Consider the following 11,988-nt stretch of genomic DNA (forward strand, 5'->3'; position numbering starts at 1 on the left):
TATAGTCTCTCATATTGAGTTGACTATACCTTTTCGGTGATCAATTGCTCTACTGCAGGAATATCAGTTGGAGCCCATATTAAAGAATCTAAACTTTCCCTCTTTAGCCGGATAAGCTTTGAATGTTTACTTACAATGGGTATGCCTTCTATTTCACATTTAATCGCTATTAGGTTAATAATAAAATTTCCGTATTCATGTGTGTTTTCATGAAACAGCCCTTTTGGCCTGATTTGGTAGTTCAATTCTTCCTCAATCTCTCTTACTAAGGCAGTTGTATAAGTCTACACCATGCTCTACTTTTCCACCAGGGAACTCCCACATATTTGGAATAGCCATTTGAGAAGATCTTAGAGCACAAAAAAATTCATTATTGTCATTTTCGAGAACTGCTGCAACTACTTTCACTGTTTTTTCATTTCCGTACTCCTTATAAATGAATAATTGTAATGATAGCATTTATTCGTTCTAGCTACTAGATTATGGGTTGGTATTTGGTAGGGATTTTTACAATTTTTGTTATACTGGAATTATGTAGAGTGATTTCAAGTAATATTCGTATTTTACTATATCATAATAGAGGTGAATCCATTGCCAACATACAACAAACTAGTTAGAGATAAAATACCGGAAATTATTAAAGAGGACGGGAAAAGCTTTACAAGTAAGATTCTATCTAATGAGGAGTATCGTGATAGTTTATACAGAAAATTAGTAGAAGAGGTAGAGGAATTAATTTCAACAGATTCTTCTTCTGAAGTAGTGGAAGAAGCTGCCGATGTAATTGAAGTGATTGAAGCGCTAATCAAATTAAATGGTTCAACTATACAAGAGGTAGAACAGGTTAAAGCTGATAAGAAAGATCGTCGGGGAGGATTTGATAAGCGGATTTTCCTTCAGGAGGTAAGTGGATGAGTCATAAGTTAAAAGTAGGTGAGCTCAAGGAACATTATCTAACTGATGAAGAAATTTGGCGTATTTTCACTGTAGTTTTGTCTAGTAAATCTGCTAAGTCATCTACCTACAAATATGCGCTGATTAAAGCACTGATAGAAAATTTGTACCAGGTCAATGATCGTTTTGAACTGACCTATGATCAACTTGCTTATTCTTTTACAAAGGTTTATTGGAATCTTATCATTCAACATGATTTGATCAAACAAAACGGAGGTAAGAATGCGAGAGTTGTAACGATTATAAAAGAAATTCAATCAAAGTATCAGATACCTGCTGAATTCAGTTTTGATAAAATAGATGCCCAAATACAACTTAAAATGGTTTCTGCAGTGAAGACTACGATGAAACAAAATGTGTTTGGTGCACTCTATGGGGATACAAGGGAAAAATTTTATGCGTTTGATCATAAGCATGAATACTTTAAGATAAACCCAGCTGTACATAGCTTTATGTTGAACTATCAGCGACTAATTGTGAATCTTACTAACTACCATATGGCAGCAATGATTGAGCAGTTGAACGAAGTACCAAGTATCAATTATCTGCTTGGAAAGGTCGAGACTATCGCTAGGCGTTCAACGTTACGTCCTTTTGAGAAACTCTTGTTGAACCATTTCGAACATTCTTGTTTCTATTGTGGTATGGCCTTGTCTGCAGGAAAAAGGCAAACTCATGTCGATCATTTTATCCCGTGGTCCTTTGTTCAGTCAGATCATATATGGAATCTTGTTCTATCCTGTAGTACATGTAATGGTTCTAAAAGTGATAAGCTTCCGAAAAGATACTTCTTGGATTCTATTATCGATAGGAATAGTGAATTGATAGATAAGGAAGAGGATGCTCATGTGATGAGTTTCATGACAAATTATAAGGACAAGAAAATTATTCTGCTTTATGACTATTCGATTAAGAATGGGTTTGATCAGATATGGAGTCCTTAGCGTATGTAATAAGAGGGGAAATAGGAGAGCACAAAATTGAAATTCAATTGGCTCAACTTCCCAAAGAGTATAAATACATAAATAACTTAATGATTAATAATTCGAAATCGAAATCGGGATATTAATCAAATTTTCATTAATTCAGAGAAGGATAGATTAGAATATTCTGTGGATGATGGTCAAGGGAACGAAATGAAATTCATCCCTTTATTCAGAGTTGAGGAAGTAAAATTTACGGTATATTTGGATCGGACAGGAAATTATCTGCAAGAAAGTAATTTTTCTTTCGCAAAGGATGGTAATCAGCGTACACATCAACATGATTGCCTATGATAAGAAGGGGCATTGACTGAATTTATCTTAAACCTAAATACGTATATTTATAAAGTTTCACCTTTAAATTAAGAAAGGAGATGCACCATGAAAAATAAAAACAAACGACTCTACTATAAACAACCAGCAAAAGAATGGAATGAAGCTTTACCGATAGGCAATGGTAGATTAGGTGGGATGGTTTTTGGTCGTGTTCTTAAGGAACGAGTACAACTAAATGAGGATTCAGTTTGGTACGGTGGACCAAGAGATCGAAATAATCCAGATGCATTAAAGCACTTACCTCAAATTAGAAAGTTATTATCAGATGGCAGATTGAAGGAAGCTGAAGATTTGGCGGCGCTTACCTTTACAGGCACACCAGAAACACAGCGCCATTATGAGCCGCTAGGTGACCTATTAATAAATATGGACCACAGAGAAACAGAGATATCTAATTATTCTAGACAGCTAGATTTGGATACTGCTATTACGAGGGTGCAATATACAGTAGACGATGTCACGTTTAACCGGGAGATATTCACTAGTTATCCAGATCAGGTGATGGTGATTCGTCTAACAGCCTCTGAAGCTAACTCTATATCCTTTCGAACCTTGCTAGACCGTGGAAACGCAAGAAACTATGATGAACTCGAGTCTATATCTAATAATTCATTGATCATGCGAGGGAAAACAGGTGGAAAAGATGGAATTGTATTTCGAAGTAAAATAAAGGCAATACCTGAAAATGGTTCAGTAAAAACCCTTGGAAATCATTTAATCGTTGAAAAAGCAGATGCCGTAACATTGATTCTCGCAGCAGCTACATCATATCGATACGATGATCCTGAGCATCAATGTTTGAAAACTATTGAGCGGATATCAGGAAAGGCATACCAAGAGTTACGTCAAAATCATGTGGAAGATTATCAGGAATTATTTAATAGAGTAAATTTTGAATTGGGTCATTCCAAAGAAGAATTTTCTGATCTACCGACAGATCAACGTTTAGATTTAGTGAAGGAAGGTAAACAGGATCTATCATTAATAAGCACATACTTTCAATTTGGAAGGTATTTACTAATTTCTTCTAGTCGACCTAATTCTTTACCAGCGACATTACAAGGGATTTGGAATGAGAAAATGCTGCCACCTTGGGGCAGCAAATTTACTATTAATATCAATGCTCAGATGAATTATTGGCCAGCAGAGATCTGTAATTTATCTGAATGCCATGAGCCACTGTTTGAACATATTGAAAAAATAAAGAAAAATGGCAAAATAACCGCGGAAAGCATGTACGGGTGTCGAGGTTTTACTGCACATCATAACACCGATATATGGGGAGACACAGCACCACAAGACATTTATATGCCAGCCACAATTTGGCCGATGGGTGCCGCATGGTTATGTTTACACTTGTGGGAGCATTTTGAGTTTACACGTAATGTGGAATTTTTGAAAAACTCATATGATACTTTAAAAGAAGCTTCTTTATTTTTTGTTGATTTTCTTATCGAGAATGAAGATGGACTGTTAATAACAACTCCTTCTGTATCACCCGAAAATACCTACATTTTACCAAATGGTGAAAAAGGAACGTTATGTGAAGGGCCTTCAATGGATAGTCAAATTATATTCGCACTCTTTACGAGTTGCATTAGTGCTAGTGAAATATTAGACGTGGATCAAATTTTTCGAAATCAATTGCTCGAATTAAGAGAAAAATTACCAAAACCGAAAATTGGGAAACATGGTCAAATTCAAGAATGGCTGGAAGATTATGATGAAGAAGAACAAGGGCATCGTCATATTTCACATTTGTTTGCGCTGTATCCTGGAAAGCAAATATCACCAAGCACTACACCGAACTTAGTTAAAGCAGCAAAAGTAACGCTAGAAAGAAGGCTACAATCTGGCGGAGGCCATACTGGATGGAGTCGTGCCTGGATTATTAATATGTGGGCCCGTTTAGAAGAGGGGGAACTAGCTTATCAACATATTCTTGAATTGCTTAAGTCTTCCACCTTACCGAACCTATTTGATAACCATCCACCATTTCAAATCGATGGAAACTTTGGGGGAACAGCAGGTATTGCTGAACTATTACTTCAAAGCCATAACAATGAGTTACACTTATTTCCGGCACTACCTAGAGCATGGACTAATGGAAGTGTCAGTGGCTTAAAAGCAAGAGGTGGATTTGAAGTTGACTTGTCGTGGGATAAGGGTGAATTGAAAGAAGCTATTATTCATTCATTAGAAGGAGAAAAATGCGTAGTCTTATTTAATAACGAAAGAACAGAGTTTGAAACGACAGCAGGCCATACCTATCCGTTACACCATTCATGGATCAAATAAGGTAGAGGTAGAACATTTGAACATTTGCTACAACCCGGGAAAGGATCCTCGGATATTCCGGAAATTGGTATGAGGTTTGGTTTATCAGATTCATTTGATAAGATGGAATGGTTTGGCAAAGGACCACATGAAACTTATTGGGATCGACAAAAAAGTGGAAAAGTCACTAAACATAAAGTAAAAGGATTAATTTAAAAAACTTATTAAAAGTGTATGCAATCCTAAGTAGCTAATCTACTCTTCTAAAGGGAAAGACTATCGAAAAATAGGGAGGAATTTTAATCCATGAATAAAAATTCAAGCTCAGATGGAAATGCACCGCTGGACAACCATAATCAATGTACCTTCGAAAATCCTATCCTATGGGCAGATGTCCCAGATCCTGATGTAATTCGAGTCGGGGAAGTATTTTATATGTCTAGTACCACGATGCATATGAACCCAGGGGTACCAATTATGAAGTCGTATGATCTCTTGAACTGGGATATTGTTAATTATGTCTATGATGTGCTTGCGGATAACGATGAACAAACCCTAAGTAACGGAAAAAACGAATATGGAAAAGGTTCTTGGGCAAGTTCTCTTCGTTACAATCAGGGCATCTTTTACCTGGTAGTCGGGTCGCTTGCTACCGGAAAGACGTATATCTTTCAAACAGAGAATATCGAACAGGGCCCCTTTAAACGCTCTATTTTAGATAGCTATTATCATGACATGTCTTTACTATTTGACGATGACGGACGTGTATATATGGTTTATGATGTTGGGGATATAAAGGTTATTGAACTAACTGAAGATGCGACAGCTATAAAAGAGGATGGCCTAAACAAAATCATTATTCCAGATGCCAGCATAACTGCGAGTACAAAAGAGGACGTAGGTCTTCCTGCTGAGGGCGCACACATCCAAAAAATTAATGGCTATTATTTCGTGTTCACGATTACATGGCCGAAAAATAGCCATCGTATTCAGCTCGTACATCGTGCGGAATCGATTGATGGTGATTATCAAGGTAGAATTGCAGTAAGTGACATCACTGGCACGGCACAGGGAGGCATTGTTGATACGGTTGATGGCAACTGGTATGGGATGTTGTTTCGCGATAACGGATCTGTAGGCCGCCTTCCTTGTCTCCTCCAGGTTACCTGGGAAAACGGATGGCCAGTATTTGGTGAGAAAGGTATTATTCCAAACAAGATGCCTTGTCCGGTTAATAACAAGACTTCTAAGCAATACATTGTTCAATCAGATGAATTTAATTATGAGACCAATAACGTAGGATTAGTATGGCAATGGAATCATAATCCTGACCAAGAAAATTGGTCTTTAACCAAGCGTCCAGGTTTTTTAAGGTTAAAAAATGGCAAAATTAGCGCGGACCTCGAAGAAGCTAGAAATACACTTACCCAAAGAACGTTCGGACCAGAATGTTCTGGTCAAATCGCAATTGAGACAATAAATATGAAGGATGGTGACGTTGCTGGCTTTGCTGCCTTTCAAAAGGATTATGGTTTTGTCGGTGTAAAAATGATGGAAGGCGCAAGATCAATTGTAATGGTAAATGCAAGTACTGGTTTGGCAGAAGAAATTGAACGTATTCCACTTGAAGAGGACCGAGTATATTTTAAGATTGATTTTGATTATAAAAATCAGACAGACAAGGCATATTTTTATTATAGTCTCAATGACGTAAACTGGATACAGATTGGAAACACTCTTCAAATGAGCTATAAACTAGATCATTTTATGGGATATCGGTTTGCTTTATTCAACTTCGCAAAAGAAACAACTGGTGGATTCGTAGACTTTGATTACTTTAGAGTGGAAGACAAAATAAGTTAGGGACAGAGGGACAGGCACCATGTCCCGTTTGGTTTGGCAAGAGACTATAGGGACTTGCTCCTACCATAACTAGAGATAGGGGTTCAGATGGAACAAGAGTTTAAAGATGTATTAGCTTTGCATCCAGAAGTAATAAAAGAAGGCTTAACTATATTTGATGGGAAGCACAGTTAGAATCTTGTTGAATTAATTTGATTATTTCTGATTAAGAAGAATAAAAGTTACTAACTTAGTAAAAAAAGATATCATCAGTTCTAATTTGAAGGATTTATGGAATTGGACCTATATACTGTGCATAAAGAAGGTGAAAAATGAGTGGGAAGATATCTGAGAGAATACTAGCACTATAGAGGTGCTGAGTAGTATTTTCTTTGATTTTTTTTAAGGAAGGTAATCAAGAATTATTGGGAAGATTATGGTTGATGGACCCGGAAGGAGTTTCAGAACAAACAATGTCTAAAAAAAGTACTCCTTGGTCGGGCCTATACTTAGTAAATGTAGGTGATGGCGAACATAGAAGTTGGGATGATTGTAAAAATACGGCTTTTTAAGTGCAGGTCAACGCGCCAAATACAGCGATGCCATGAAGAAGCTTAAGAATGGTGATAAAATATTTGCCTATTTGAAAGGCCAAGGATACGTAGGATATGGTGAAATAATATCGAATGCAGTGATTGCTAAGGAATTTATATTGGAAGATGCTACATATTTTTTTGACAATCATCTTAAGCAGCCCAACATAAAGGAAAATAAGGACAATCCTAATATGGCAGACTGGGGTTGTAGGAGTAAATTGGTTTAATGCATTGGAGAGAGTTGAACCTGTGACGAAACCAGGGATTTTTGCTAATCAGAACGTAGTATGTAAACTTAAAAATCAAGATGCAATAGAATTTCTACGAGATCATTTCCCTTTAGGTATGGATTGATAGTTTAGTTTTTTATGGCTCAAAATTTGATATTTATTGTAACAATAAAGTAATAAAAATTTGGGGCAGAGGGAGAGGCACCATGTCCCGTTCTGTTTAGATAAGAACGCTAACCGATCCTATATTGAATCGCTCCTATTTAAACTAGATTGGGGGATTTTTTCAATCCATGGACCATTTAGCGCAACTAATTGAAGAAATTTTAATTTAGGAGTCGGTGAAGAAATAAAAGAAGAGAAGGAAATTAATATGGTACCTATTGTTAAAAATATTTATCTTCCTTTGTTTCAATTTTATCGCCAGGAAAATACCAAATATTTGGTGTACCGCTTGAGGAGACTTAGAATATTTCATCATTATTTTACCCTAAGACTGAGTGTGGAGTATATTTAAATGAAACCGATTCTTTATGTGTTTTTTTCTTTTTTTATAAGGTATTAAGTTAAAAGAAAATTTAGATAATACTGACAATTCGATTGACTCAAATAAATTTGCATGGTAAGATACTTTCAAAGATATTGTAAAGTTTAATTATTTTTGGAACCGGTACCATAAAGTGTGATGTAAAGTAGTTTTAACTAATAAAATCTAAGAAAGGAAGAGACTTATTAATGAAAATACTCATAACAGGTGCTAATCGTGGTCTGGGCAATCATTTAACCAAAATGGCATTGGAAAAGGGACATAGTGTTGCAGCTGGTGTAAGATCCATAAAAGAAGCAGAACAGCAAATGAAACATTTAAAAGATCAATATCAAAATACTCTTCTGTTAGTCGAGCTTGATGTCACTTCAGAGCAAAACATAAATCAAGTCGTTAACCAAATAGAAAAACAGTGGGGCTATCTTGATTCCATCATTAACAATGCAGCTATTATGATTGAAAGAGAGAAAACAGTAGAAGACCTTGATATGGATAAGGTTCGTCTTACATTCGAAGTAAATACATTTGGGCCAATGAGGATTGTACAACATTTTTTGCCTTTGATCTATGCTGGTGAAAACCAAGCTATAATAAATATTTCATCTGAAGCGGGTACGATTATGAACGCGTTTCCAACGAATTACCCGTACAGCATGTCAAAAACAGCCCTAAACATGTTTTCTGAAAGATTAAAAGAATATCTTAAAGACAAAAGAATTCGAGTTTATGCTGTTCATCCAGGATGGATGAAAACCGATATGGGTGGTATGGAAGCACCATATGAACCGGAAAATACTGCTGCAAAAGTTATTAATATTATGGAAGGTAAAGTGAAGAGTTATAGTAAAATTGCTTTTATAGATTTTAATGGACGTCCCATGCCACTTTAATATAGGAGGTATTATATTTTTTATAGGACCGGTTCGAATACTATCAAAAAATAAACATTAATATTAAGCCACTAAAAAAGAATTATATTTTTTTGACACAAAATGAAACCGGTTCCAAATATTTAAAGAAAATATTGACAATGAGTTGTGTTAGTGATAAATTTGGGTTAAATAACAGAATATATTGAATTTTAAAAATAATTGGAACCGTTCCCAAATATAAGAATAGAAAAGGTTGATGTTTTGTGGTCAGTATTTTAGACATTGCTAAGCATGCTGGAGTATCTAAATCAACGGTATCTAGAGTGTTAAACAATAACGAAAATGTAAGTGAAAAAACTAAACGAGTTGTTCTTGATGTAATAGATGATTTAGGTTATAGACCAAATGCTTCAGCTAGAGCACTCTCTTCGAAAAAAACAAATAGTATTGGGATAATTTTAGAACGTTTGTATGATCCTTTATTTTCAGAGTTGATTCAAGGAATCGGTTTCTGGGATGACCACCGATATAATTTAATTTATTGTGATGCAAAAGGTGAGCCAGAGGTTAAGAGCAGATATATTGATTATTTGACTAATGGCCCTGTTGATGGTGTTGTTATTTTTGGATCTTATATTTCAGATGAATCAATAATTAAAAAGTTATCGGATCGAAAATTTCCATTTGTGCTAATTGAAAATGAATTTAAAGATTTCGAAACAAACAGTATTTTAATGGATCATGAGGGGGGAGCTTACAAAGCAACCGATCACCTTATAAGCCTTAATCATAAAAAAATTGCTCATATTACAGGAAATATGAATACAAAAATCGCACTGGGAAGATTAAATGGTTTTATACTTGCAATGCAAAAGTTTAACTTGATGATTGTACCAGAATACTTAGCATATAACTACAGCAATAATAACAAATTTGAAGAAGGATATAGCAGTATGCAAAGACTTTTATCGTTAAACGAAAGACCAACTGCTATCTTTGTATCAGATCAAGATCGTGCTTACGGAGCAATTCAAGCAATTGCAGATGTTGGTTTAAAAGTACCAGAAGACATCTCTATTGTCAGTTTCGATGACCAGAAGATATATAACAAACGCTACAACGGACCAGAACTAACAACAATCTCCATACCATTTTATGAGATGGGAAAAGAAAGTGTTAGAGTTCTCATTGATTTTATTGAGAAAGAGTCTAGTAATCCGGTTAGAAAATTATTTGAAACAAAACTAGTAATCAAAAACTCCTGTGCTAGGAACAGAGAAGAAGCAATGAAATGATTTTAGGTTAGATATGTAAGCGCTTAATTAAGAGCGTCAATCATCCTTAATTTTGGGAGGGTTTTAAAATGAGGTTAGGTGGGCCGGTTAAAGCACAAGATCCAGATGGATGGGTAAAAGAAATAATAGAACTAGGATATACTGCGGGAACTATTCCGAAAAATGTAGGTATCAAAGACACAGAGCTACAGGATGCTTTTGTGAAAGCTGCTCATGTAGAAGATATTATTATTGCTGAAGTAGGGGCATGGAGCAATCCAATAAGCCCAAATGAAGAAGAGCGGATAAAAGCACTAGAGTATTGCAAGGAACAGTTAACTATTGCTGATCGTATGAGAGCACAGTGTTGTGTTAATATTTCTGGATCGAAAGGACCCAAATGGACTAGCCCTCATCCAGATAATATGTCAGAAGATACATTTACTCTTATTGTTGATACTGTTAGGGAGATTATCGATTCGGTAAAACCAAAAGAAACCTTTTTTACGCTGGAACCGATGCCATGGATTTTCCCTTATGACATTAATACCTATTTACGTTTAATCAAAGCAATAGATAGAGAACGGTTCGGAGTACACCTTGACCCGGTTAATATGATAACTAGTTTAGAGAAATATTATAATAATTCGGAATTCCTAAAGGATTGCTTTAAAAAACTAGGATTATATATAAAAAGTGTGCATGCAAAGGATATAATTTTGCAAGATATGCTTACATTTCATTTGGACGAAGTACGACCGGGTAAGGGGACATTAAACTATGGTGTGTTTTTGGTTGAAATGAATAAGCTTCCTAAAGATACTTCATTTTTATTAGAACATCTTCCCAATGAAGAGGAATACAAGCTGGGAGCTGACTTCGTACGTTCAATAGCTAAGAAAAAAGGTATTACATTATAGCTCTATAATTTAATATAAATATTGTTGATAATTACTTATTAGGAGGCGATTTGTTTGGAATCTGTAGGAAGCAAACATGTGGTGAAGCTGGGTATCGTTGTTAAGAATGTTGAAGAAGCTGCGAATAGTTACGCAAAAATACTTGGTGTTGAAGTTCCTGATATTTCGATTCCTGGTCCTGAAACTGCACCAGATCCAACTGGGAAAAGTTATGTGCAATATAAAGGAAGTGATAGAAAACCAAGATGTAAATTCGCGAAGATTTATACAGAACCGGTCTATTTAGAGTTGATCGAACCTTTACCAGATGTTCCAAATCCATACACGGATTTTGTAGATAAACATGGGTATGGAGTTTACTTCATTTCCTTTTACATTGATGGTTTCGGAGAGCATATTCAATTTATGGAAGACTTGGGCTTTCCTCTAACTTTTAAACATGATAAAGGTCATGAAAGATATGCCTATTTTGATACCTTTGAAAAATTAGGATTAGTTTTGGAATACAAGGAAGTCGGAGAGATAGATTAAAAGTACGATTTATAGTGAAAGAAGGGATTTTAATGGTAAATGATTCAAGTACTTTAGGTACAGATGTAATGCTCCATTTGGCTTTAGTTGTTAATGATATTGAGAAGACAAGTCAAGCATATGCAAATTTTTTCAGGGTAGAAAAGCCGCAATGGAAATTGACGAAACCATCAAATGAGTCCAACACTAAATTTAGAGGAAAGGAGACAGAAGCCAGAGCCAAACTTGCTTTTATTAAAACAGGATCTATCGTAATAGAACTCATCGAACCGGATAATAACCCTAGTACATGGAGAGAAGTGCTGGATGAAAAAGGTGAAGGATTTCATCATATTGCCTTTAAAATTAATAATATGCAACAGATAAAAAGTCGGATGGAAGAGTGTAATATGCCTTTAATTCAAAGTGGTGGTTATGCAGGAGGACAATACGCTTATATGGATTGTTTAGAAGATTTGAAATTAATTATTGAACTGCTAGAAGACGATGTAAATCAGGATTAATTTAGTTAAGTATGAATATCTATAACTATTTTTCAGTTCCTTTTGGTACCGGTTTCATTTATCTTCTATTTCATGGCATTCTTGCGAGTCATCTTGAGCAAAGATATTAAATATAAGGGGGGT

Annotated in this window: 13 protein-coding genes; 12 read left to right on the top strand and 1 reads right to left on the bottom strand. The window is 35.4% G+C overall.

Annotated features, from left to right (window positions below):
• Window positions 1-252: 252 nt before the first annotated feature.
• The gene (locus GH741_RS22250; protein WP_338079210.1) at window positions 253-459 is read right to left on the bottom strand and encodes an NUDIX hydrolase; all 207 of its coding nucleotides are present in this window, start codon (window positions 457-459) and stop codon (window positions 253-255) included.
• A gap of 132 nt (window positions 460-591) precedes the next feature.
• On the opposite strand from GH741_RS22250, the gene GH741_RS02740 reads away from it, so the two are divergent.
• The 12 genes from GH741_RS02740 (at window position 592) to GH741_RS02795 (ending at window position 11,865) form a co-directional block, all read left to right on the top strand.
• Window positions 592-915 (top strand): nucleoside triphosphate pyrophosphohydrolase, encoded by a 324-nt coding sequence (locus tag GH741_RS02740; protein WP_153735228.1) that lies wholly within the window; start codon window positions 592-594, stop codon window positions 913-915.
• A complete protein-coding gene (locus GH741_RS02745) occupies window positions 912-1,898 on the top strand; it encodes an HNH endonuclease domain-containing protein (protein ID WP_153735229.1) in 987 nt (328 codons plus the stop codon). Before GH741_RS02740 ends, GH741_RS02745 begins: the two co-directional genes overlap by 4 nt.
• A gap of 420 nt (window positions 1,899-2,318) precedes the next feature.
• Window positions 2,319-4,571 (top strand): glycoside hydrolase family 95 protein, encoded by a 2,253-nt coding sequence (locus GH741_RS02750; protein ID WP_153735230.1) that lies wholly within the window; start codon window positions 2,319-2,321, stop codon window positions 4,569-4,571.
• 24 nt (window positions 4,572-4,595) lie between these two features.
• Entirely contained in the window at window positions 4,596-4,766 is a 171-nt protein-coding gene (locus GH741_RS02755) for a beta-galactosidase small subunit-related protein (RefSeq protein ID WP_276608206.1), read from the top strand.
• A 90-nt stretch (window positions 4,767-4,856) separates the two neighbouring features.
• On the top strand, window positions 4,857-6,413 hold the full coding sequence (locus GH741_RS02760) for a glycoside hydrolase family 43 protein (protein ID WP_153735232.1): 1,557 nt from the start codon (window positions 4,857-4,859) through the stop codon (window positions 6,411-6,413).
• 371 nt (window positions 6,414-6,784) lie between these two features.
• Window positions 6,785-6,964, top strand: a complete 180-nt coding sequence (locus GH741_RS02765; RefSeq protein ID WP_153735233.1) for a hypothetical protein — start codon at window positions 6,785-6,787, stop codon at window positions 6,962-6,964.
• A gap of 32 nt (window positions 6,965-6,996) precedes the next feature.
• A complete protein-coding gene (locus GH741_RS02770) occupies window positions 6,997-7,215 on the top strand; it encodes a hypothetical protein (RefSeq protein ID WP_153735234.1) in 219 nt (72 codons plus the stop codon).
• Window positions 7,216-7,953: 738 nt separating this feature from the next.
• Window positions 7,954-8,655, top strand: coding sequence for an SDR family oxidoreductase (locus GH741_RS02775; protein ID WP_153735235.1), 702 nt, complete (start codon window positions 7,954-7,956; stop codon window positions 8,653-8,655).
• Between the two features lie 245 nt (window positions 8,656-8,900).
• The gene (locus tag GH741_RS02780; protein WP_153735236.1) at window positions 8,901-9,932 is read left to right on the top strand and encodes a substrate-binding domain-containing protein; all 1,032 of its coding nucleotides are present in this window, start codon (window positions 8,901-8,903) and stop codon (window positions 9,930-9,932) included.
• 68 nt (window positions 9,933-10,000) lie between these two features.
• Window positions 10,001-10,831 (top strand): sugar phosphate isomerase/epimerase family protein, encoded by an 831-nt coding sequence (locus GH741_RS02785; RefSeq protein ID WP_153735237.1) that lies wholly within the window; start codon window positions 10,001-10,003, stop codon window positions 10,829-10,831.
• A 54-nt stretch (window positions 10,832-10,885) separates the two neighbouring features.
• Window positions 10,886-11,362, top strand: a complete 477-nt coding sequence (locus GH741_RS02790) for a VOC family protein (RefSeq protein ID WP_153735238.1) — start codon at window positions 10,886-10,888, stop codon at window positions 11,360-11,362.
• A 32-nt stretch (window positions 11,363-11,394) separates the two neighbouring features.
• Window positions 11,395-11,865: a VOC family protein gene (locus GH741_RS02795; RefSeq protein ID WP_153735559.1), complete on the top strand. Its 471-nt coding sequence runs from the start codon at window positions 11,395-11,397 to the stop codon at window positions 11,863-11,865.
• Window positions 11,866-11,988: the final 123 nt, after the last annotated feature.

The sequence above is a fragment of the Aquibacillus halophilus genome (genome assembly GCF_009649745.1).
Classification (GTDB): domain Bacteria; phylum Bacillota; class Bacilli; order Bacillales; family Amphibacillaceae; genus Aquibacillus; species Aquibacillus halophilus.